The organism is Actinomadura coerulea (assembly GCF_014208105.1).
Taxonomy (GTDB): domain Bacteria; phylum Actinomycetota; class Actinomycetes; order Streptosporangiales; family Streptosporangiaceae; genus Spirillospora; species Spirillospora coerulea.
In genome coordinates this window covers 4,329,323-4,351,641 of sequence record NZ_JACHMQ010000001.1, presented here as the reverse complement: position 1 = coordinate 4,351,641, position 22,319 = coordinate 4,329,323, and the positions used below count along the sequence as shown (strand labels likewise).

The 22,319-nt window shown below is 73.0% G+C and carries 17 protein-coding genes, 2 tRNA genes and 1 riboswitch; of the genes, 5 read left to right on the top strand and 14 right to left on the bottom strand.

Annotated features, from left to right (window positions below; genetic code table 11):
• The first annotated feature begins 136 nt into the window (after nucleotides 1–136).
• Nucleotides 137–718, top strand: a complete 582-nt coding sequence (locus BKA00_RS19870) for a hypothetical protein (protein WP_185027114.1) — start codon at nucleotides 137–139, stop codon at nucleotides 716–718.
• Between the two features lie 79 nt (nucleotides 719–797).
• On the opposite strand, the gene BKA00_RS19865 is transcribed toward BKA00_RS19870, so the two are convergent.
• From BKA00_RS19865 to BKA00_RS19845, 5 genes are all read right to left on the bottom strand, one after another.
• Nucleotides 798–870: transfer RNA gene (locus BKA00_RS19865), tRNA-Lys, on the bottom strand.
• An 84-nt stretch (nucleotides 871–954) separates the two neighbouring features.
• Nucleotides 955–1,524 (bottom strand): response regulator transcription factor, encoded by a 570-nt coding sequence (locus BKA00_RS19860; protein ID WP_185027112.1) that lies wholly within the window; start codon nucleotides 1,522–1,524, stop codon nucleotides 955–957.
• A 148-nt stretch (nucleotides 1,525–1,672) separates the two neighbouring features.
• Nucleotides 1,673–1,748 (bottom strand) — tRNA-His (locus BKA00_RS19855).
• 54 nt (nucleotides 1,749–1,802) lie between these two features.
• Nucleotides 1,803–2,399 carry an oligoribonuclease gene (gene orn, locus BKA00_RS19850; RefSeq protein ID WP_185027110.1) on the bottom strand — a complete coding sequence of 199 codons (597 nt, stop codon included), beginning with the start codon at nucleotides 2,397–2,399 and terminating at the stop codon, nucleotides 1,803–1,805.
• A 52-nt stretch (nucleotides 2,400–2,451) separates the two neighbouring features.
• A complete protein-coding gene (locus BKA00_RS19845; RefSeq protein ID WP_185027108.1) occupies nucleotides 2,452–3,099 on the bottom strand; it encodes a pyridoxamine 5'-phosphate oxidase family protein in 648 nt (215 codons plus the stop codon).
• A 117-nt stretch (nucleotides 3,100–3,216) separates the two neighbouring features.
• Between BKA00_RS19845 and pdxR the strand changes: the two genes are divergently transcribed.
• Complete coding sequence (pdxR, locus tag BKA00_RS19840) at nucleotides 3,217–4,533, top strand: MocR-like pyridoxine biosynthesis transcription factor PdxR (protein ID WP_185034489.1); 1,317 nt, start codon at nucleotides 3,217–3,219, stop codon at nucleotides 4,531–4,533.
• Between the two features lie 5 nt (nucleotides 4,534–4,538).
• Here the strand turns inward: pdxR and BKA00_RS19835 are convergent, their stop codons facing one another.
• Entirely contained in the window at nucleotides 4,539–5,228 is a 690-nt protein-coding gene (locus tag BKA00_RS19835; RefSeq protein WP_185027106.1) for a hypothetical protein, read from the bottom strand.
• Nucleotides 5,229–5,669: 441 nt separating this feature from the next.
• Here BKA00_RS19835 and BKA00_RS19830 point away from each other — a divergent pair, with 441 nt between their 5' ends.
• Nucleotides 5,670–6,755: a phosphotransferase family protein gene (locus BKA00_RS19830; RefSeq protein WP_185027104.1), complete on the top strand. Its 1,086-nt coding sequence runs from the start codon at nucleotides 5,670–5,672 to the stop codon at nucleotides 6,753–6,755.
• Between the two features lie 27 nt (nucleotides 6,756–6,782).
• Here the strand turns inward: BKA00_RS19830 and BKA00_RS19825 are convergent, their stop codons facing one another.
• From BKA00_RS19825 to BKA00_RS19815, 3 genes are all read right to left on the bottom strand, one after another.
• The gene (locus tag BKA00_RS19825; protein WP_185027102.1) at nucleotides 6,783–8,279 is read right to left on the bottom strand and encodes an RNA polymerase sigma factor; all 1,497 of its coding nucleotides are present in this window, start codon (nucleotides 8,277–8,279) and stop codon (nucleotides 6,783–6,785) included.
• A 214-nt stretch (nucleotides 8,280–8,493) separates the two neighbouring features.
• Nucleotides 8,494–10,011, bottom strand: a complete 1,518-nt coding sequence (locus BKA00_RS19820) for a sigma-70 family RNA polymerase sigma factor (protein ID WP_185027100.1) — start codon at nucleotides 10,009–10,011, stop codon at nucleotides 8,494–8,496.
• 291 nt (nucleotides 10,012–10,302) lie between these two features.
• Nucleotides 10,303–12,534 carry a substrate-binding domain-containing protein gene (locus BKA00_RS19815; RefSeq protein ID WP_185027098.1) on the bottom strand — a complete coding sequence of 744 codons (2,232 nt, stop codon included), beginning with the start codon at nucleotides 12,532–12,534 and terminating at the stop codon, nucleotides 10,303–10,305.
• A 272-nt stretch (nucleotides 12,535–12,806) separates the two neighbouring features.
• Between BKA00_RS19815 and BKA00_RS19810 the strand changes: the two genes are divergently transcribed.
• The gene (locus BKA00_RS19810) at nucleotides 12,807–13,688 is read left to right on the top strand and encodes a TrmH family RNA methyltransferase (RefSeq protein ID WP_185027096.1); all 882 of its coding nucleotides are present in this window, start codon (nucleotides 12,807–12,809) and stop codon (nucleotides 13,686–13,688) included.
• A gap of 299 nt (nucleotides 13,689–13,987) precedes the next feature.
• Here BKA00_RS19810 and BKA00_RS19805 read toward each other — a convergent pair whose 3' ends face one another.
• The 5 genes from BKA00_RS19805 to BKA00_RS19785 all read right to left on the bottom strand — a co-directional run bounded on the left by BKA00_RS19805 (nucleotide 13,988) and on the right by BKA00_RS19785 (nucleotide 21,728).
• Complete coding sequence (locus BKA00_RS19805; protein ID WP_185027094.1) at nucleotides 13,988–14,407, bottom strand: hypothetical protein; 420 nt, start codon at nucleotides 14,405–14,407, stop codon at nucleotides 13,988–13,990.
• Between the two features lie 552 nt (nucleotides 14,408–14,959).
• Nucleotides 14,960–15,979: a hypothetical protein gene (locus tag BKA00_RS19800; protein WP_185027092.1), complete on the bottom strand. Its 1,020-nt coding sequence runs from the start codon at nucleotides 15,977–15,979 to the stop codon at nucleotides 14,960–14,962.
• 104 nt (nucleotides 15,980–16,083) lie between these two features.
• A complete protein-coding gene (locus BKA00_RS19795) occupies nucleotides 16,084–16,452 on the bottom strand; it encodes a hypothetical protein (protein ID WP_185027090.1) in 369 nt (122 codons plus the stop codon).
• On the bottom strand, nucleotides 16,449–20,357 hold the full coding sequence (locus BKA00_RS19790; RefSeq protein WP_185027088.1) for an SseB family protein: 3,909 nt from the start codon (nucleotides 20,355–20,357) through the stop codon (nucleotides 16,449–16,451). The genes BKA00_RS19795 and BKA00_RS19790 overlap by 4 nt, the downstream gene beginning before the upstream one ends.
• A 111-nt stretch (nucleotides 20,358–20,468) precedes the next feature.
• The gene (locus BKA00_RS19785) at nucleotides 20,469–21,728 is read right to left on the bottom strand and encodes an aminotransferase class V-fold PLP-dependent enzyme (RefSeq protein ID WP_185027087.1); all 1,260 of its coding nucleotides are present in this window, start codon (nucleotides 21,726–21,728) and stop codon (nucleotides 20,469–20,471) included.
• A gap of 42 nt (nucleotides 21,729–21,770) precedes the next feature.
• A riboswitch (SAM riboswitch) is annotated at nucleotides 21,771–21,887 on the bottom strand.
• Nucleotides 21,888–21,936: 49 nt separating this feature from the next.
• Between BKA00_RS19785 and BKA00_RS19780 the strand changes: the two genes are divergently transcribed.
• Nucleotides 21,937–22,311: a hypothetical protein gene (locus BKA00_RS19780; protein ID WP_185027085.1), complete on the top strand. Its 375-nt coding sequence runs from the start codon at nucleotides 21,937–21,939 to the stop codon at nucleotides 22,309–22,311.
• Nucleotides 22,312–22,319 lie beyond the last annotated feature (8 nt).

Sequence of the window (22,319 nt, the reverse complement as noted above, 5' to 3'; positions counted from 1 at the left end):
AGCGATCTCAGCCATTGCCGCATGCTCCGCAGTAGCGATCTACTGCGCGCACAGGGTCCGAGTGAGCCGCCACCTGTCGGCCTGGGTGATGAAACAGAAACCGGGATTCTGCCTTTATCTCGACGAGCGAAACGCCATGGACCTCTACCTCCAGGGGGACTACCCCTACCTGCAGCGCTCGGTGGAGAGGACGACCCGCCGCAACATCGTGTTGGAGTTGCTGTTCCGGCCCCTACGCGGGGGCTTGCGGCGTGTAGCCGGGGAAGAGCAGGTCACCAAGTACTTCGAGGAGACGAGATCGATCACGGTCATCGGGCGCATCGTCCGTGCGCTGGATAAAGAGAACGACATCGTGTACGTCGACCTCCTCACCGGTACGATCGCGCCCAACGCCGGCCTGGACCGAGCGCTGAAGCCGCGATTCGGTGGGCGATCGAAGCGGGTGGACGCGGCCCGGCTGCGGGACCTGGAATCCGCCGCCTTCGTCTCGGTCGAGGGACGGTTCACGGTGAGGGACGAGCCCGGGGAGACGACCACGTTCTCGGCCCCGTACGGGGACTCCGGCGACCGGGTGGTCAGCGTGTCCTGCGTCACCGAGCGGCTGCGGGACGGCAAGGTCCCGGACGGCGCGTTCCGGGCACGCTGCCTCGGCAAGATCAGCTGGGATCCCAGAACCGGTGACGTGAAGATCTCGCCCATGCTGGCCATCTTCCAGTGACCCACGCCCGAGCGGAACGGGCCCATAATCACCGAAGGGCATTCGCAAAATAATCTACGAATGCCCTTGCCATGCGGGGTGCGCCGTCAGGGACTTGAACCCCGAACCCGCGGATTAAGAGTCCGCTGCTCTGCCAATTGAGCTAACGGCGCCTGTCGTACGGGCCTCGGCGGTGGGCCGGGGTCCCTCGCGACAGGAAGAACAGTATCAGGCCCTGCGGACCAGTGCGAATCGGTTTACTCGCGGACCGGAAGGACGCTCATCATGCCCCGCCACAGGGCGATCGCGGTGGCGCGGGAGCCGACGCCGAGCTTGGCGTAGATGCGGTTGACGTGGTTCTTGACCGTCTTCTCGCTGAGGAAGAGCTGCCGGGCGATCTCGCCGTTGGAGCGGCCGGTGGCGATGAGGTCCATGACCTCGGACTCGCGCGCGGACAGCCCGAGGGTGGTGCGGGACGCGTGCCGGACGCCGCGGACGAGGTCGTGGGCGGTGAAGGAGCCCGGGACGAGGTGGCCGCAGGCGCCGGCGCGCAGGGCGGCCTCGACGCCGGGCTGATCTTCCGAGGCCAGGACGAAGACGCGGGAGGACGTGCTGAGCGGCAGCGCGTGACCGGCGGCCGCCGTGTCCAGCAGCACGATGTCGGGGCGCAGGCGTTCGGCCAGGGGGACCACCGCGGCGGGATCGGGGGTGTCGGCGACGACCTGGAACTCGTCGCTGGCGTCCAGCACGGAGATCACGTCCGCCCTGCCCCGGGCGTCACCGTCCACCACGAGTACGCGCAGCGGCGCCGTCTCGTCGACACTCATCCGTAGCCCTCGGCGTGTCGTTGACATTTCTAGGGTCGGAGCATAACCACATGATCTTCGAAGGTCGACGAACCGCGCAGATGGAGGCCTTATCGAGACCGTAACGACGTCGGGGCCCGATCGTCTCGAACGACCAGGCCCCGCGAAGTGGGGTGAGTGAGGGGACTTGAACCCCCGACATCTTGGACCACAACCAAGTGCTCTGCCAGCTGAGCTACACCCACCGTGGCCGGGATCGCTCCCGGCTCCCAGTAGTGTAGCGGCTTCTTCGGGGTGGGTCAGCCGGAGGCGACCTGGGAGGCGATCCCGCGGGCCGTGTCGGAGTCGGGGCCGGGGGGCGGGACGAAGACGGCGGCGCGGTAGTAGCGCAGTTCCTGGATGCTCTCGGTGATGTCGGCCAGGGCGCGGTGGCCGCCCTTCTTCTCCGGGCTGGCGAAGTAGACGCGCGGGTACCAGCGCCGGGCCAGCTCCTTGATGGAGGAGACGTCCACCATGCGGTAGTGGAGGTGGGAGTCGAGGGCCGGCATGTCGCGGGCGAGGAACGAGCGGTCGGTCGCGATGGAGTTGCCGCAGAGGGGGGCCTTCTTGGCGTCCTTCACGTGGCCCTTGATGTAGTTGAGGACGATGTCCTCGGCCTCGGCGAGGGTGACGCCGCCGGGGAGCGCTTCCAGGAGGCCCGACGTGGTGTGCATGTCGCGGACGACCTTGGTCATCTGGGTGACGGCCTCGGGCGGCGGTTTGATCACCACGTCGACGCCCTCGTCGAGGATGTTGAGCTCGCTGTCGGTGACCAGTGCGGCTATCTCGATGAGCGCGTCGTCGCGCAGGTCGAGTCCCGTCATCTCGCAGTCGATCCAGACCAGCCGCTCGTTCATGCACTCACCCTACGGCCATGAACGACTGCGCGGGGCATCGCGAGCGATCGATCTAGGAGGTCACGCGCTGGGTGATATGGCCGGGAATGGGGATCCCGGGGCGGAGGAGGGGGTCGGGGGCGGGGGCGCCGAAGGTCTGGGTGACGGGGAGGACGCCGGCCCAGACGTCGAGGGCGTAGTCCTCTTCCTCGTCTCCGGGAGGGCCCTGCCGCACCTTCACGGAGGCCTCGTCCAAGGAGAGCGCCAGGACGGAGACGCCGGCCAGTTCCTTTCGGTCGGGGTGGCGGGCCACGTCCCACTGGCCGGGGGTGAGTTGCTCGGTGATGACGCGGAGGCCGGTCAGCTTCTCGTCGCCGTCGGCTGGGCGGGGTGTCCCGTAGACGATGGCGCTGCGGTAGTTGATGGAGTGGTGGAACAGGGAGCGGGCGAGGACGAGGCCGTCCAGGTGGGTGACGGTGACGCAGATGTCTTGGGACGGCCCCGCCCTGAGGCTGCTCGCCCCGGTGGACCCGTGCAGGTAGAGGGTGTCGTCCAGGCGGCCGTAGGCGGTGGGGATGACGCGGGGTGAGCCGTCCACGATGAGGCCGAGGTGGCAGATCATGCCGTCGTCGAGGATCTCGTACAGGACGGAACGGTCGGTGCTGGAGCGTTCGGGAAGGCGGCCGAGACGGGTGCGGGCGGTTGGGGAGAGCGGGTTCATGTCCGTTTACGCTAGGAGGCGAGTGGCCTGGCGGGTATGGCCACTTGGCGCGGATAGCAGGTGACCACTTTGTCGATTGATCTGCCTCTTTCCGTGGAGCGGGACGCTCAGCAGCCGATGAGCGCGCAACTCGTCGGGCAGTTGCGTTCCGCCATGGGGGAGGGACGGCTCGCCGCGGGCGAACGGCTTCCGTCCAGCAGGGCGCTGGCCGGCCTGCTCGGTGTCAGCCGGACGGTCGTGACGGAGGCATACGAGCAGCTTTATGCGGAGGGCTGGCTGGAAGGGCGGCATGGGTCCGGCACGTATGTGACCGAGGGTGTTGCTGCCGCCCCTATGCCGAAGCCGCGTCCGGCGATGAAACCAGCGCGGAGGGCGGCGGCCCTTGACGAGATCGACCTGAGGCCAGGTCTTGCGTGGGTCGGGGCACTGGATACGCCCGCGTGGCGCCGGGCGTGGCGGCTTGCTGCGGGGAGGCCGCCGCAGCAGCGTCAGGACCCGCATGGTCTGCTCGGCCTACGGGAGGCTTTGGTCGACTACATCAGGCGTAGTCGCGGGGTGGTCTGCCCTGTGGACGGCCTTCTTGTCACGCGAGGGGCGACGAACGGGCTCGATCTGCTTGCCGCGGCCGTCCTTCGTCCTGGGGACCGGGTGGGTGTGGAAGAGCCCGGCTACGGCAGGGCGCGGGCGGTCCTGAGGGGACGGGGTGCGGAGCTCGTCCCGTGTCCTGTGGATGAGCATGGTCTCGTTGTCGATGCTCTGCCCGACGACCTGCGCCTCGTGTACACGACGCCGTCGCACCAGTACCCGATGGGAGGCGTGCTGCCCGTTCCGCGCAGGCAGGCCCTGCTGGCGTGGGCGAGGCGCAACGGGGCGCTCATCGCCGAAGACGACTATGACGGGGAGTTCCGCTACGACGTCGCGCCCCTGCCCGCGCTCTACGGCCTGGACCCGGACGTCGTCGTCTACCTGGGCACGACCGCCAAGATCCTCACCGCGGACATGGGCGTCGGCTGGCTGGGGGGACGTCCCGATCTGGTGGCGGAGGTGGCGCTCCGGAAGGAGGAGCTGAACGACCGCACGGCCGTGGTGCCGCAGGACGCGCTGAGGCTCCTCCTGGAACGGGGCGACCTCGACAGATACGTCCGCCGGATGCGCGGGGAGTACGCGCGGCGCCGCGAGGTGGTGGTGCGGGCGCTGGACGGACTGCCCCTGCGCGGCGACACGGCCGGGCTGCACCTCGTGGTGGACGTCCCGGAGGCGGTGGCCGCGCGTGTCGTGGAGGAGGCGGGCCGGTGCGGCGTCGTGGTGGAGACGCTGGACCGCCACCACATGGGTCCCGTGCGGGCGTCCGGACTGGTGATCGGCTACGGCTCGGCCGCGACCCTCGCCGAGCTGCGCAAGGGGTGCGAGGTCGTCCGGACGCTCGCCGGGTAGCGCTGTCAGTTGGACAGGGGCCCGACCGGAACGGGCTCCGGCGCGGAGTGCAGCGGCCCGGGGCGCGGGGGCGGCGCGTCGCTCGGCGCCGGCCGGACGGTCTCGGGCGTGCGGGTGCGCGGCGCCACCAGCCGGGGGCCGGCGGGGGCGCCGGGAAGGCGGGGTTTCGGGATGGGGGCGACCGGGGTGTCGGGGCCGGTGATGCGCCGGACGTCGATCCCGCCGGGGTCGGGGCGGTCCAGGAGCGGCACCTGGGACGCGCCGTAGTGCCCGCCGCGAGCCCAGTCCTTGCGGCTGCGCGGCGCGTGGTACGACTGCGGCGACGGCAGCGGGGGGCCGGCGGGCCAGCGGCGCGCGACGCCCCACGCGTCCAGCCACTGGACGATCGCCTCGACGCCGGTGAGCAGGGAGCCGGTGAACGGCGACCGCGACTGGCCCACCACCATGATCTGCGCGCAGACGCGGCCCTCCCGCCCGAGCGCGCCGCCGAGCAGTCGGGCCGCGCGGGTGATGGGCAGGAGCTGGACGATCTCACCGGTGCCCGGGTGCCACACCAGGTGGGCCGGGCGGTTCTCCTTCAGCAGGTCGGCGGCCACCGAGCGCGCGGAGACGGTGTGCGGATCGTGCTCCTCGGCGCACCAGACGACACGGGGAGCACCTCCTCGCAACGCTCCGCCATCGTTCGGTGCCGGCATGCGGCCGGCTCTTGGCAGCCATGCGTCTGCCACGGTGCGTCCCCCCCAATCGGGCGGTCTGGCCCCCGAGTGGTCTCAGTTCCTTCTCTTAGCCCAGCGAGGCTCATAAGTCCAGCTCGCCGCCTTGTGGCGGGATGACGGCCGACCACCGCGAAGCCGGTTTTGGACCGGTTCAATCAGGTGTGGCGGCAGACGGGCACCCCGCGTGTCCGAGCATTCCACCTTGTGTCACCTTTTTCCTCCCGGGTGTTCGGTCGACTTGCTCACCCTGGGCGAAAGAGGGGCTGAGGGTCGCCGCGTTCGCGCAGGTCATCGCCGAGCTCGGAGATCGGATTACACGCGGCCGCAAGTCGGCCGGAAGTGGCCGGGGTGTGACGAGTCGCACGGTGGTACCCGGGTGGGGTTCACAGTCCTGACCGAGCAGCGTTCTAATAGGGCGTCATGACCGTTGACGCAGAACTGCCCGCCGGGGTGCCCGGTATCGACGTCCCCCGGCTGGCGGCCTGGCTGGCCCGTGAGCTGCCCGGATCGGGACGGATCGGCGCGATCGACCTGATCGCGGGCGGGCGTTCCAACCTCACGTACGGCATCACGCTGGACGGGGGCCGCCGCGTCGTGCTGCGCCGTCCGCCGCTCGGCCACGTCCTGCCGACCGCGCACGACATGGCCCGCGAGTACCGCGTGCTGTCGGCCCTCGGCAGGGGGACGGCGGTGCCGGTGCCGACGACGCTGGCCTTCTGCGAAGACGAGGCGATCATCGGCGCCCGCTTCTACCTCATGGACTTCGTCGAGGGACGCGTCCTGCGCACCCGGGAGGACGCCGCCGGCATCACCCCCGAGCAGGCGCGCGGCCTCAGCGACGCGCTGGCCGAGGCCCTCGCGGCGATCCACACGGTGGACGTGGAGGCGATCGGGCTGGGGGACTTCGGCCGTCCGAGCGGTTACATGGAGCGCCAGCTCAAGCGCTGGGGCAAGCAGTGGGACAGCTCGCAGGAGGCCGTCCGAGCCACGGGCAACGTCCATGATCTGCCCGAGTACGACCGGCTGGTCGCGCGGCTGGCCGAACGGCTGCCGGCCGACGCCCCGGCCCGGCTGGTCCACGGCGACTTCCGGCTCGACAACGCGCTCGCCCGGCTGGAGCCGCGCCCGGAGATCGCGGCCGTCGTCGACTGGGAGATGTCGACGCTCGGCGACCCGCTGTCCGACCTCGGGCTGACGCTCGTCTACTGGGCGGAGGCGGCCGACGCCGAGCAGCTCCCGGTCGGCGCCACGATCACCTCGGCGCCCGGCTTCCTCACGCGCCGCGAGTTCGCCGGACGGTACGCGGAGCTGACCGGCTTCGACCTCGCCGACCTCGACTTCTACGTCGCGTTCGCGTGCTTCAAGCTCGCGGTCATCCTGGAGGGCATCCACGCCCGCTACCTGCAGAACGCGACGGTCGGCGAGGGCTTCGACCAGATCGGCGGCGGGGTGCCGCTCCTGCTGGACCGCGCCCACCGCACGCTCGACGCGGGTTCGGTCTGGTAGGCGCCCGCCCGGCGGCGGGCGCCCCGCTCAGCAGCGGTAGGTGACCGTCGCCGAGGCGCCGGAGGAGAACGACACCGTCCCGGTCTGCCGGCCCCAGCAGAAGCCGGACGCGCGCGACACCTGGACGCCGCCGCTCCGGCCCGCGTCGAGGTGGCCGGAGCCGCCCGCCCTGACGGGCCCGCCCGTGCCGGTCACCTGCCAGTTCACGGAGCCGCCCACGGCGGTGACCGTGACGGTGCAGGAGTCGTTCCTGCCCATGTCGCAGCCGCTCACCGACAGCGTGCCCGGCCTGCTCGGCTTCGGAGGCTTCGGCGCGCTGGTGGTGGGCGGCGCCGGCGGCCTGCTCGACGGCGGCTTCGACGAGGTCTCGGACGCCGACGGCGACGGCGACTTCGAGGGCGACTTCGACTCGGTCGGGGACGCCGTCGGCGACGTGGGGGACGTCGGGTCGGTCGGGACCGGCTCCGGCGCGGCCGAGCCGCCGGGCGGGGTGCTGCCGCCGGGCGTCACGGGACCGGTCGCGGACGCGTTCGTCCCGTCGTCCCCGCCGCCCAGCCATGCCATGCCGCCGCCGAACAGCACCAGGACGCCGACGCCCACCGCGACGGCGGCGAGCAGCGGCGCGCGCCGCTTCCCGGGCGCGCGGTCGCGGGCGCGCGGGGCGGTCGGCTGGTAGGGGAGCGGCCAGCCGTACTCGTCGAACGGCTCGGTCCAGGCGGCGATGGCGCGGCGGTTCCCGGCGCGGTCCTCGGCGGTCGCGGCGGTCAGCACGTCCAGCCGCAGGTCGGCGGGGATCGCCGCGATCGGCAGTACCGACAGCAGCCGGTCCGGCGGCAGCGGCGGCGTCTCCCGCGCCCCGCACACCGGGCAGTTCTCGACATGCCGGACGAGCGCCGTCGACGTCTGCGGGGACAGCGGCCACGACTCGGTCAGCGCCGCGACGCTCGGGCAGTCCTTCCAGTGGTTCTGCGCGATGAGGGACGCGTGCAGCGCGGCGGCGAGGTCCTCGCGGGCCTGCTGCGCCAGGGCGAGCGTCTCCTCCAGCGGCATGCCGAAGATGCCGGACAGGTCCACCTCGTCCAGCTCGTGGCGGACCGACAGGTCGATGGCCTCGCGCTGCCGCCCGTTGAGCGCGGCGAGCGCGCTGTGCGCGAGCAGCCGGCGCTCCTCGCGGCGGGCGAGCTGCTCCTGCGTCAGCTCGTCCTCGGCCTCCGGGGCCTCCTGGCCGGTGTGCCGGTTCGGGCTGTCGCGGCGCCGCATGCACTCCTTGCGGGCGATCGCGTACAGCCAGCCGCGCAGCCGCGCCGGCTCGGTGAGCCGGTCCACGTGCTCGCGGGCGGCGATGACGACGTTGCGCAGGGCCCCGGACGCCTCGACGCGGTCGCGCAGCAGGCCGTGGCAGTAGTCGTAGAGGAACGGCGCGTAGGTGTCGTAGACCTCGGTCAGCGCGATGACGTCCCCGGCTCGCAGCGAGTCCGCCAGCCTGAGGTCGTCATTCTGCGCGGCCCCTGGCTCACCGGCCACGGGATCCCTCCCAGTCGAAATCGGTGTTCGAAGAACTGCCCCCGACGAGTCCCGACGCGCGTCGGCCGACTCAGGTTGCCTGATCTTGCCACCAAGTTGCTGGGATTTCTCCTTTATGAGCGGATTTAAGTGACGAATCCGGCACGCCCCGTGGCCGAATCGCCATGTGGGACGGCCCTCCCGGCCGTCGAAGTGATCTGGGTCACTTCCATGATCAGCTGGACCGCTGGCCGCCTCCGGGGCCGCCGCCGTCCTCCGGCTGGCACGTCAGCGTCACGGTGCGCACGTCCCCGCTGGAGAAGCTCACCGTCCCCGAGCCGCCGGGCGGCGTGCACGTCCCGCCGACGCGCGCGAAGCCGACCTGGCCGCTGCGCAGCGTGCCGCCGCCGCTGGCGCTCAGTCCGCCGGACGCGCCCGTGACCGACCAGGTGACCGTCCCGCCGACGGCCCGCACGGGGATGGTGCAGCTTCCCGGGCCCGCGCCCTCGATGGCGCAGGAGCCGATCGACAGCCGTCCGGTCCTCGGCCGGGTGCGGGTCGCGGTCGGCGTCGGCGAGCGCGACGGCTCCCGCGTCCTCGTCGGGGTCGGCGTCGGCGAGGTGGTCGTCGGCGTCGGGGTGGCGGACCGCGTGGGCGTCGGCGTCTCGGACGGCTCCGGCGTCTCGGACGGGGAGGACGGCGAGACGGCCGGCTCCGACGTCCCGTCCGAGGGGCCCCGCGCGGCGGTCGGCTCGCCGGACGGGCCGGACATCAGGTAGTACGCCGCCGCGACGACCGCGATGACGGCGGCGGCCGCGGCCAGGGCGGCCGGCACCCCGCGCCGGCCGCCGCCGGCCCCGGACGGCGCGGCGCGCACGGGCTCCTGCTCGACCATGGAGGGCCAGCCCCAGCCGTCGAACGGCCCGGCCGCGTGCGCGACGGCGGCGAGGTCGGGTGCCAGCGCCGGGTCGGTGGCGGTCGCCATGACGAGCCCGCGCAGGTCGTTCGGCATCATCGCGACCGGTAGCACCTGCAACAGCCGCGCCGCCGAGACGGTGCGGTCGCGCCGGGGCCCGCAGACGCCGCACGAGTCGATGTGCTGGACGAGCCTGTGCACGACCGGCGGCGGGAGCGGCCATCCGGCGTCGTCGGCGATCGCCGCGGCCCCGGGGCAGTCGCCCCGTCCCGCGCGGGCGATGTAGGCGGCGGCGAGAGCGTCGTCCAGGCGGGCGCGGGCCTCGGCCGCCAGCCCCGCGGCCTGCTGCGCGTCCATGCCGAGGACGCCGCCGACCTCCTCCGCGTCCAGTCCGTGCCGCAGCAGGAGGTCGAGCGACTCGCGCTCGCGTCCGCGCAGGCCGGACAGGGCGGCGTGGACGAGCCGCCGGGCCTCCTGGCGCCGGGCCAGTTCCGCCTCGTCCAGGAAGCCGTCCTCGACCTCGGGCGCCTCGCGGCGCTGCGCGGGGCGGTCCGGGTCACGCAGCCGCCGCATGCACTCGTTGCGGACGAGCGCGTACAGCCAGCCACGGAAGCGGTCGGGTTCGCGCAGGCCGGACACGTGCGCGTAGGCGGCGATGAGCGCGTCGTGGAGCGCGCCGGCCGCCTGTTCCTGGTCGCGCAGCAGCGCGTGGCAGTAGTCGTACAGGCGGGCCGCGTAGCGGTCCATCACCTGGATGAGGGCGCTCGGATCGCCTGCCGCCAGAGTCCGCGCCAGGCGCTCGTCGTCGGCGCGGTCGAGACTGGGCCAACCGGACACGAAGTCCTCCCGCGGGCTGTACTGGGAATCCTCGTCCGGGGCGTCCGGGACGCCGGGGACGGGCTGGAAGATCTCAGAGGGAGCGGTTCGCTCTCCCGGCCCCGGTCGGTCCTCCGACCGGCGGCCGCCTCCCGTCACGGGCCAGGGAGGGGAGTAGGTCGGAGGCCCGACGGCCCCGCTCCCCGTCGGGCCTCCACATAGATTGACGGCCGAATCCGGCGCCCGGTTGACATGGATTTCGGGGAAAAACCAAGAACTACCTGGCGCATCCGGAAGATCACCGAGTGGTGATCACTGGATCCGGCGGGACAGCATCTTCAGGAAGATCTTGGAGATCTCGCCGGGCGTCATCGCGATCTGCACGTTGCCGTTCGTCGCCGCGGCGATCTGCTCCAGCTCGCCCCGGTCCACGCCCTTGCCGAACCCGATCATGTTCACCTGGATCGGCTTGTTCGGGTCCTGCATGTCCTTCAGCTGCTTCAGCGTCGTCTGCAGCGACGGGCCGTCCGGGTCGTCGTTCTTCCCGTCGGTGAGCAGCAGGATCGAGTTGCCGAACTCCGGCTTGTAGGAGTCGTTCATGCTCTTGTACGCGGCCAGCATCGTCCGGTAGAGGCCGGTGTCGCCGTCCGGCTTCGGCTTCATCTGGTTGAGCGTGGACAGGACGAGGCCGCGCCGCGTGTTGGACCCGATCCGGTCGCCGAGGGGGCCGACCGGCACCGTCTCCTTGTACGGGGTCTTGCCGTCCATGTTCGTCGAGAACAGCCACTGGCCGAGCTCGGTGTCGTTGGACATCATGCTGAGCCCGCCCTGCGAGACCTGCGCGATGGCCTGGAGGCGGTTGACGTCCGGCCCGACCTTCTCGGCCATCGAGCCGGAGACGTCGATCAGGGTCAGCATCCGCAGGCCGAGCGACAGCTTCGACCACGCCTGCATGACCTTCGCGACGTCCTCGCTCCTGGGCGCGGGCAGCTGCCGCGGCCGGGCCGGGCTGACGCCGGCCGCCTCGCCGTACCCGGGCGGCGCCTTGCCGTCGGTCGTCCGGAACCCGGCGTCGAGGGCGTCCTTGCGGGTCGCCTCGGTCCGCATCGCCTGTTCGAGCAGGCGGGCGGCCTTGCGCTGGGAGTCGCCCTTGGCGGTGACGGTGAACGGGTAGTCCATCGACAGCGTGCCCTCGATCGGGTACAGGGCGACCGCGGGCTCGGCGGGCCTGCTCCGGTTGTAGGCGTAGAGCGACTGCTCCGACGACAGCGAGATCGGCTGCTTGCCGGTGCGGTCCTTGCGGAAGTGCTCGAACTCCGCCTTCACGTTCGGGACGGTGCTCTCCCGGACGGTCCGGACGATGCCGGTGAAGATCGAGTCCCGGTTCGGGTCGTTCGCCAGCAGCGTGCTCGTGACCATCAGCGAGCCCATGCCCGCCGCGTTGCGCATCGGGTCGGGCACGACGAGCCGCACCGAGCCGGCCGGGATCATCTGGTTCTTGGTGACCGCGCCGCCCGCGACGCCGCCCGCGGCCTTCAGCAGGTTGTCCCACGACGGGCTGGCGGTGATGCCCTGCTTCTTCAGGTCCACCGCGAGCGTCCGCGGCAGCCCCACCACGATCGGGCTCGTCGCGAGGGACGTCTTGGTGGACACGATGCCGCTCTTGTCGCCGTTGTCGCCCTCGGTCCGCGCCAGCGAGATCCACAGGGACGAGTCGGGGATCCACACGTCCGGCCGGTCGTCCGCCACGGCCTGCCCCGACAGCAGCGTCGTCACCGAGAAGGGCTCGGTCCTCTTCACGGTCGCCTTGACGCACTTGCCGTCGACCTTGTGCTTGCCGTCGTTGAACCGTCCGGCGGCCTTCTCCACCACGGGCGCGATGTCGTTCGCGGCCGCCACGGACAGGTTCAGCGCGCCGTCGCCGGAGCAGCCGCCGCCGCTCTCGGCGAACGCGTAGACGCCCACGCCGAGCAGCAGCGCCAGGCCGACGGCGCCGGCCATCGGCCCGATCAGCGCGGTCGCGCTGCGCTTGCGCCTGCGGCGCCCGTACTCGTAGCCGCCCGAGCCGCCGCCGTATCCGCCCGAACCACCGGAACCTCCCGAACCACCGGATCCGCCGCCGTACCCGCCGGAGTCACCCGACCCGCCGGAACCGCCGAAGAACCCGGCCTGGCCGCGGTCCGACCTGCTGATGGCGTCGTACTCGCTGTAACCCGTTCCGGCCAGCGGCGAGGACTCCGGGGGAGGCCCCTGCGGGGACGCGGTCCCCGGCTCCTCCCCGTACCGGCCCTGCGCGTAGACCGGCTGCTCGGACGAGTGCCGGGGCGTGAACCACTCGGGCGTCTCACCGGACGTGCCCGGCGCCATGCCGGGCGGGGCGCCCTGCGGGCCCGCCGGGGGCTGGGCGAGCGGCGGGCCCTGGCCCTCCCGCCCTCCGAACCAGTCGGACGACCCGTCATTGGCCGGCCCGAAGACAGGGGTGGACGGGTCGTACCCGCCTCCACCCGTACCTTCGGGGAAGTCATTGCGATGACGTCCGCTCACGGCTGCCCTCGATTCACCTGAAACCGGCCGATGTTCCCCGGCACTGTAGTAGTACGCCCTAGAGGTTACAAAGGACTCAAAACTGCTAATGACGCAGGTCATGAGCGTGAGCCCCCGACGAACCTGGCAGCGCGCACGGCCGCCGCGCGCAGCGATGGGAGGTGTACGAGCGTACGCGAATCCCTCTCTAGAACCGGATTCAGGCACCTTCCGCGGCCGGATCCGGCCGCCGCGCAGCCGGGGCACCGCCCGCCCGGCGGCAGACTTGGGGGATGGCCAGCCTGATCCCCGTCTCCGACCCCGCCGACCCGCGCCTCGCGGACTACGTCCGCCTCCGCGACGTCAACCTCCGCAAGAGCCTGGAGGCCGAGCACGGCCTGTTCGTCGCCGAGGGCGAGAAGGTGATCCGCCGCGCGGTCGGCGCCGGGTTCCCCGTCCGGTCGCTGCTGATGGCCCGCCGCTGGACCGGGCCGCTGGCCGACCTGCTGGACAGCGTGGACGCCCCCGCCTACCTGGTCGACGACGCCACCATGGAGTCCATCACGGGCTTCCAGGTGCACCGCGGCGCGCTGGCCTCCCTGGAACGCCTCCCCCTGCCGTCCGTCGACTCCGTCCTCACCGCGGCCCGCCGCCCCGCCATCGGCGAGGACACCGCCGGCCACGCGGGTGTCCCCGTGGCGCACACTCGGCCGCCACAGCGCGTCCTCGTCCTGGAGGACCTCGTCGACCATGCGAACGTGGGCTCCATCTACAGGTGCGCCGCGGCCCTGGGCATCGACGCGATCATCCTGTCCCCGAGGTGCGCCGATCCCCTCTACCGCCGGTCGGTGAAGGTGTCCATGGGCGCGGTCTTCGCGATCCCCTACGCCCGCATGACCAACTGGCACGACGACCTCGGCAGGCTGCGCGCCGCCGGTTTCACCCTGCTGGCCCTGACGCCCGACCAGACGGCCACGCCCATAGAGAAGGCGTCCATGGGCGACCGCGTGGCCCTGATGCTGGGTTCGGAGGGCGACGGCCTCTCCTCCCACTGGCTGGACGAGGCCGACGAGCCGGTCTGCATCCCCATGAGCGGGGACGCCATGTCCGCCGGCGTCGACTCCCTGAACGTCACCGCGGCCGCCGCCATCGCCTGCCACACCCTCATGAGGTAGCCGGGCGGGAGGTCACTGCACACGGCGCGACCGCCGCGCATTCCCGGCAGGCGCCGAACAGCGGGACCGACATCACATCCCAAGATCGACTTCTTCTTCCCCTTTGCTTCGGCGCACCCTTTCGCGCGAGGACCCTCGCCCGGAGGCACCTATTTTGGACAACGTCCAAGCTGGTCTCGGGGGGTGCGCCGATCAGCGCAGAATGAGGACATCCATAAATGGAGTTCCGGCCAATCTGAGCGGGGGGCGACTCGTTCGGCGCCACCGCGGCCGCTGCGCTCGCCGCCGTGCGATGGCGGCTATGCGACGGCGGCCTCGTCGTCCCGGTCGGCCAGGAGCCGGGTGAGCCGCTCCCTCTCCATGAACGCCCAGTCTTCCGGGTCGTCCTCCCAGTCGACGCGTTCCTCGATGTCGAGGCCGGCCATGAACTCCTCGTGGAGGCCGGACGGGTTCTGCCGGACCGGGTCGGAGAACTGCCACACCTCCACGGCGGCCCTCAGGTCCCCGCGGTCGGCCAGCAGTTCGGCCAGCCGCCTCGTCGTCGGCGCGGCGTCGCCGTAGGCGCGGGCCCATATGTCGAGGGCGGCTGCCAGGTCGCCGTGCTTCGCCAGCAGCTCGCCCAGGCGTCCGGCCGCGTCGCGGTCGCCGGCCTCCGCTCGGGCGCGCAGCTCAACGATCTCGTCCTGGTTCGGTACGTCACCGTTTGTCCGAATTTCCATTACCGGTCACCTCTTCCGGGGGCAGCAAGGGCGCTGGCAAGGAACAGCCGCTCCGGGAAAGTAACCATTCCAGAGAGCCTCAAACCGCTTTCGTCCGGCGAGTCGCCGGGCCGGGCCCCTGATCAGTGGAGGACGGTCGCGCGGTCGCCGCCGTTTCGCGGGGCATGCCGGGCGCCCGCAGAGGATCGTCAAGGCACGCTGCGCGAACCGGGGTATTCGCTTGCATTGGAACGGGCCCGCCGGTGCCGCGCCGCCCGCGGCGGACACGGATTCCGTCGCCCTTCATCAGTTTCACGGGGCCGCCGATCCGCGTCGGCCCGGATTCCCGGTGTCGCCGTGCGTGAGTATTTCCGGCCCGTTCTCCGAGCACGGAAGGGCGTCAGTGAGATTCTCTTTTTTCAGTCCCGCTTTTTCCGGAACCGATGTGCTGCGGAGTACCGGAGGTCGATTTCCACGGGGCATGCCTATAACGAACGCGGGCCACGCGTCGAAGGCATGGCCGGCGCGTGACCTGCGCTGATCATCGAGGTGAAGGGACGCGGGCGGCCGGGATCAGCGGCCGAACATGCCGCCCCGCGGCCGGCGGTGCGTTCCCCTCGGCCGTCTCGGGGCCCCGGCGGGCACCCGGCGGCGGCCGAGGCGCAGCTGCGTCAGCAGCAGCGAGAACGCCACCATCAGCGCCGCCAGCCACGCGATCTGCGTGCTGGCCATCCGCTCGAACGTCAGGTCCTGCGCGACGGGCGCCTTGTTGCCCTGGAGCCGGCTCTGCGGCGCCTCCATCCCGGGGGAGGGGCTCGGCGCGACCGACGGGCTCGGCGCCTGGAGGGACGGCAGCGCCACCTGCGGGTTCTGCGGCTCGAACGACGAGTTGGGCGACGTCTGCACGGACCCGCTCGTCCCCGTGCCGTTCCCGGAACCGTTGCCGGACGAGCCGCCGCTGCCCCCGGACCCCCGGTTCGACGTCCCGGAAGACGAGGAGTGCGACGGCGTGGGCGACGGCTTCGTGGGCTTGCGCGAAGGCGACTTCGTGGGCGTCTTCGAGGGGGTCGGGGTGGGCGTCTTCGTGGGCGGCGGCTTAACCGGGACGACGTACTTGAACGTCGTGGTCCCGGCGACCGGGGCGAGGTCGGTCGCGTCCACGGTCACCGTGATCGTGTAGACCGCCGTCTCCTTCGGCCCCTCCTTCGGGACCGTCACGTGAGACCTGACGGGCGCACCGCTCTTGCCGTCGGCGAGGTCACCGACGGTGCACCCCGCGGTCTCGAAGGGTGCGCCGCAGTCACCGGTCACCGCCGTGCCCTTGAGGGTCGCCGTGATGTTGGTGACCTTGATGTTCGCCACGTCGCCGCCGACGGCCGTGACCGTCGTCGTGATGTCGAGCGAGTCGCCGGGGTCCAGCCTGGCCGCCGTCGAGGCGACGTCCACCGTGAGCTTGCCGGTCGAGGGGGACGCGGGATCCGACCCGGAGGGGGAGGGCGTCACGTCGGCCACGGCGGACGCGCCGCCGGCGGCGAGGATGGCCGCCGTGCCGAGCCCAACAAAGATCGGTTTCACCGTCGCTCGGCAGATCACTGCCGCCGCACCTCCGTCGCGTCGCCGTTGAGCGCTTCCGTCCGAGGGATCGCCTCGGGACACATGCGAACACGGATCCAAGGGCCAAATCAACCCCGCCCGGGTCAGACGAACTCCTCCCGGACGTCCTCGATCTCCGACGCGGGCGCCCAGGCCTGCCAGATGCCCTGGTCGACGCGGTCGAGCCCGAGGCTCTCGGCGACCGGGGCCCGCCCGCCCGCGTACTCGACCCGCAGCCACGTCTCGTGCTCCCCGACGATGACGAAGCGCTCGCCGCGCCAGCGGCACGTCGTCCGGACGTAGCGGAGCTCCTCGACCTCGGACGCCGGGACGATGCGGCGGAAACGCCCCGGGCGCAGCTCCTCGAACCCGTCCGTCGGCCCCGGCGCGTACAGCCTGATCTCGCCGTCGGCGCCCGGCGCGGCCTCGAAGTCGCGGCCGAGCCACCGCGCGACGTACCCGTCCCGGATCACTGCGCCGCCTCCGTCCGTCCGTCCCACGCCTCGGCGCCGGCGTCCGGCCGAAGCCAGGCGAGCCGGTCCGGGTCGTACATCGCGATGAACCGCTCGGACCGGTCCCTGCCGATGTAGTACATCTCGGCGCCGTACGGCAGCCGGACGCTGGTCACCTTGTACTCGCGGATCGACCCGGCGCTTCCCGGCGCGAAGCCGCTCCCCGTGAACGGCGGCCGCTCGATGACCCAGCCGGGCTCGCCCCAGGCCGCCATCTCCTCCTCGTCGCGCCCCCCGAACGGGACGCGGTACAGGTCGGGGCAGTACGCCGGCCACCGGATGACGTACACGCCCTCGTCGTCGGGAGAGAACGAGGAGTCGGAGAACAGCAGGCCCAGCGCCTCGTAGAGCTGGGCGGGCGTCTGCAGCTCGGCCACGTCGTTCGTGGAGTGGACGAAGCCGCCGACGCGGTCGTACCCCTGCTCCAGGTACCAGGAGACGTGGCTGTGCGGGACGACCTTCTGCATGATGGCGGGCGACGAGACGCGGTCCTCGGGGTCGGAGGGCGCCTGCGGCACCGGCTCCCGGCGCGGCGGCGGAACGGGAACCTCCGGCCGCGCCTGGACGAGCCCGACCCGCACCGCCCACTCGCTGAGCGACCGCACCTGGTCGCCGTGCAGCGACGCCCCGATGTGCGTCCCGGGGTTGAGCACCATGGCCCAGTCCTCCCGGGGCCACGCGCCGATCAGCTCCCGGAAGTCGGCGTACACGAACCGGGACTGCGGCAGCACCTCGCGCAGCCGGACCATCGACGTGAAGACCTGGACGGACACCGCGTCCCGCAGCGCCGCGTCCCACCGGAACTCCCGCTGGACCGGCGTCACCTCAAGCGGCGCGTCGTCGGGGATCGGCACGAGCACGTTCGCGTTCAGCAGCACCCGCAGGAAGGCGTCGGAGTCGCCGCCCGAAGCCGCCTCGTAGAGCTCCTGGTCGATCCGGTTCCCCGGCTCGAACGCGGGCTCCGGCTCCGCGACGGCATGCAGCGCCCGGCCGGCCCCCGGCTCTCCGGCGGACGCGCCGTCCTCGCCCCCGCCGCCCGCGACGTCGCGCTCCTCCGCGGGAGGCGCGGCGTCCTGAGGAACCGCCGCGAGGCCGTCCGGCGCCGCGTCCCCGGGCGCCTCGGGGCCGCCCGCGTCGGTCGCGTCGTGCGGTGGGGTCGGCGTGCCCACCCGGTCAGCTTCGGCTTCCCCCGGGGTGCCGGATGTGGCGCCTGGGGTTTCGCCGCTCTGGACGTCCGCGTCCTGATCGGGGCGCGCCGCCTCACTGGGCGATGCGGGCCCCGCAACACGGCGGTCGGGGCTTTCCGGAAGGCCGGGGACGACCCCGCCTCGTCCGGCCCCATGGCCCGGGTCGGCGGCCGCGCCCGGCGGTACACCGGGCCCGCCCGCGAGGGGATGCCCCGCGTCGTCTGAACCACCGGGCGCGGCCCCAAGGGACCCGGTGCTCGGAGCCGAAGCCCCGGAAGCACCCGCGCTGGACGGTACGCCGGGCGAGTGCGGTCCGCTGTCCGGCGGCTCGCCGTCCATAGGCGCGGCGCCGGGAAGGCCCGGCTCGGCGACGCCGCCGGACGGGTCGGGCGTGCTGGGGGCGGTGCTGGGCGCCTCCGCCTGGGGACGGCCGGCGCTGTCTGGCACGCCCGGCGCGGCGCCCAGAGGCTCGGTGCCCTGCGGCGCAAGGCCGGCAGCGGCCGGGGTCGGTGGTGCGTCCGCGAGATGGCGGGGCGCGTCGTCTGGTGCGCCCGCGTAGGGACGGCCCGCGTCGCCCGGCTGGCCGGGCTTGGCGTCGAGGGGGCCTGCGTTCTCAGGCGCAGGCCCGGGGAGACCGGGCTCTGCGACGCCGCCGGACGGCGCGGCCGAGCCGGGAGCGGTTGTGCCGGGCAGGTCAGCGTGCCTGCGGCCCGCCCCTTCCAGCGCGCTCGGACCGGTGGCCGGTGTCTCGGGGTACTGGGGCGCGGTTCCCGGGACGCCCGGCTCTGCGACGCCGCCCGACGGTGCGGCCGTGCCAGGGGCGGGGCCGGGTGCGTCCGCGTAGGGACGATCGGCGTCTTCCGGCGCGGCACTGAGGGGGCCGGTGCTCTCCGGTGCGGGGCGGGGGAGGCCGGGCTCCGCGACGCCTCCGGCGGGGCCGGTCGTTCCGGGCGCGTCTCCGAGCGGGGCGCCCGCGTCCTCCGGCGCGGCCGGCCCGGGGCCGGGAGCCGGCTCAGGTCCGGTCATGTGGCCCGGGTCGATGGCCGTGCTGGACGGGTCGGCGGGGTGGCGGGCCGGTTCTCCCGGAACGCCCGGCAGGGGGGCGGGAGGTTCGCCGGCCGGGCGGGGCGCGGGTGCCTCGCCGAAGTGCGCGGGGGCCGGGGGGACGGCTTCGGGAGGGCCGGGCCGCGCGGTGCCGCCGGGTGCCGCCGCGTGGTGGCGGCCGGGTTCCGCGGGCGCGGGAACGGCGGGCTCGTCCGACGGCGGCGGGCCCGCGTGGCGGCCCGGGCCGGGTGCGGCGGGGTCGGCCGGGACGGCCGGGGCCACCGGCACCGAGGGCGCGGCCGGAGGCGGCGGCGCGGCGGCGGACGGGGGAGCGGGCGGCCCGCTGAGCGTGCGGACCTGCTCGCCCGGCATGGACGCGTCGATGGGCGTGCCCGGGTTGAGGACGAGCGTCCACGAGGCGTCCGGCCAGGCGGTGACCATCTCCAGGAGGCTCGGCATGATGAAGCGCGACGTGCCGATCGCGTCGTTCATCCACTTCGGCGAGGTGAAGACCTGGATCGACGTGCGGCCGTGGACGGGGACGGGGCGCCACGGGAACTCGGGGTCGCCGGGGACGATGCCCCACGGGGTCTCGGCGTCCACGGGGACGAGCACCTGGGCGCCGAGGAGGATCTTGAAGAAGGCCTCGGTGTCGCGGCGGCGGGCGGCGTCGAAGAGGCGCTGCTCGATGTCGTTCTGGGGCTCGAAGCGGTCGGTCATCCGCTGGGCGGCGCGCTGGTCGGCCCAGGTGGCGAGGCCGGGGAGCTGCTGCGCGAGGACGGTGCCGCCCGCGGGCGAGCCGGAGTTGATGGCGAGGAGCCACTCGTGGTCGGGCCAGTAGCGCAGCACGACGGTGAACGGCAGCGCGATGTGCTCGGTGCCCGGCCCGGACGCCTCGGCCAGGCGTTCCGGCGAGGTGAAGACCGGGACGACCGTGGAGCCGTCGACCTCGCGGGTCTGCCACGGGAAGCCGGGGCGGCCGGGACGCAGCGAGAAGTCCATGTCGTCCGGGACGGGCAGCAGCACGTCGGTGGCCGCCAGCGTCTGCAGGAACAGGTCGTGGTCGTTGTTCGAGGCGGCCCGCAGCAGCTCGCGCTCGACGTCGTTGGCCGGCTGGAACTCCGGGCGCGGCGCTTCGCGGGGCAGGTCGCGGTGCTGGTCGCGCAGCTCCTCCCACGGCGGGGACGCGCGGCCGACCTGCGGGGGGCGGCCGTCGCCGCCGGCGACCTGCCGGACGAACCAGGCCGGCAGCCGCGACTCGATCGGCAGGGCGGCGGGGACGCCGCGCGCGGGGACGTCCACGGCGAGCCACCAGCGGTCGTCCGGCCAGCCCTCGGCGATGTCGCCGAACCGGACGGTCATGAAGTGCTGGTAGGACGGCCCGAGGCACGCCCGCATCGCCGCCGCCGACGTGTAGGCCAGGACGTGGACCCGGCCGTCCTCCTCCTGGGTGGGCCACGACGGCTGCGCCTCCCCCGCGAGGACGCCGTCCACCAGGTCGGGAGGGACGGGAACGACGAGGTCGGCGTCCCCGAGGAGGCGGAAGTAGCTCTCCTGGTCGCCGGCCCGTACGGTCTCCTGGAGCCGGTGCTCCAGCTCCGACGTGGGTCGCCACGCGTCGGCCACGGTCGCCACCCCCTGTTTCTAGCGTGCTCGTCCCCGCGCGACTGCCTACGCTACATGGGCGAACAGGACCAAAGAGCATAATCATCTGACTGCGCGCGAGAGATCGCAGGTCAGAGGCTGTCAGCGCGCAGTCAACGCGGCGAGGGCGGTGAGGAGCCGGTCGATGTGCTCCTCGTCCGTCCCGATGCCGATGCTCGCGCGGACGGCGCTCCGGTCCTCGCCCAGCAGGTGCCGGACGAAGGGGTGGGCGCAGAACTTCCCGTCGCGTACGCCGATGCCGTGCTCGTCGGCCAGCGTAAGCGCCACGTCCCGCGCGTTCCAGCCGTCCACGGTGAACGACACGATCCCGACGCGCGGCGCCCGCTCGCCCCACAGCGTCAGCTCCCTGACGTGGGGCAGCGCCGCCAGTCCCGACCGCAGCCGCTCCACCAGCGCCTCCTCCCGGGCGGCCAGGCCGTCCCAGGCCGGGGACAGCGTCTCGCACGCGGCGGCCAGCGCGAGGGCGCCGAGGACGTTCGGGGAGCCCGCCTCGTGCCGCTGCTCGGCGGAGGGCGCCCAGCGGGTCGTCTCCCCGACCGAGGCGCTGGCGCCGCCGCCCCTGAGGTAGGGCTCGGCGGCGCGCAGCCAGTCGGCGCGTCCGGCGAGCACGCCGGCACCGAACGGCGCGTACAGCTTGTGCCCCGAGAACGCGACGTAGTCGAGGCCGAGCGCGGTCATGTCGAGGGGGCGGTGCGGGACGAGCTGCGCCGCGTCGACCGCGATGCGGGCGCCGTTGCGGTGCGCGACGTGCGCGAGCTCCTCGATCGGCCACAGCTCGCCGGTGACGTTGGACGCGGCGGTGACGACGAGCAGCCGCGACCCGATCGGGCACGCGCGCAGCGCGCGGTCGGCGGCCGAGAGGGCCTCGGCCGGGGTGGCGGGCGCCGGGAGGCGGACGGCGCGCTTCCACGGCAGCAGCGACGCGTGGTGCTCGCTCTCGAAGACGACGACGCTCGTCCCGGCCGGGACGGCGTGCGCGAGCAGGTTCATCGAGTCGGTGGTGTTGCGCGTGAACACCACGGCCGAGCGCCGCCACGCGCCGAGGAACGACCGCACGGTCTCCCGCGCGTCCTCGTAGGCGGACGTCGTGACCTGGGACGCGTACCCCGCGCCGCGGTGGACGCTGCTGTAGTACGGCAGCGCGCGGGTGACGGCCTCGTGCACCGCCTCCAGGCAGGGCGCGCTGGCCGCGTAGTCGAAGTTGGCGTAGGGGACGTGGCGGCCGTCCCGCACCGGGACCGGGACGTCCGCTCCGATGACGCGGGGAATCGGGCGAACCCGGACCCCCTCGGGGCGCGTCACAGCAGGCGTGATGGGGGAGCGGGCGAGCAGCGTGGGCATGCCGGGACCTTCCGGGGTCAGGGACCCCGGGTTGCCGGCCGGGATCCGCGCTTGCCGGAACGCGGTGCCGCGTCCGGCCAGGTCCTCACCCGGGGCACCCCATCGCGGACGAAGGGTTGCCGGCCAGCAAGCCGGGGCTTTGCGCTGGCGCTCATGACCTCATGCGGAAGTATATGCGGAGCCGATCGGGGATCAAGGGGAGGGTGCGATGCGGTACCGGGTGGTTCGGACGCTGGCCGGCGGCGCGCTGGTGCTCGGTGCCCTCAGCGGGTGCGGGGCGCTGGGCGGCGGTAACTCCGCCCAGGTGTGCACCGACACGAAGAAGGCGTTCCAGCAGTACGTCACCCAGGTGCGGAGTGTTCCGGCGGCCGAGCCCGCGCAGTGGCGGCAGGCCACCGAGCAGCTCGCCGGACGCGTCGACGGGCTCGCGAAGCAGGCCGACGACGCCGACCTGAGCAAGGCGCTGAAGGTGGAGGCGGGCAGGCTCCGCGACGCCGCGCCCGGGGTCGGCGACGGCGACGTCTCCCGGCTCGACAGCGTGATCAGGGAGACGCCGGCCGTCATCGGCAAGGCCTGCGACTGAGGGGCCGC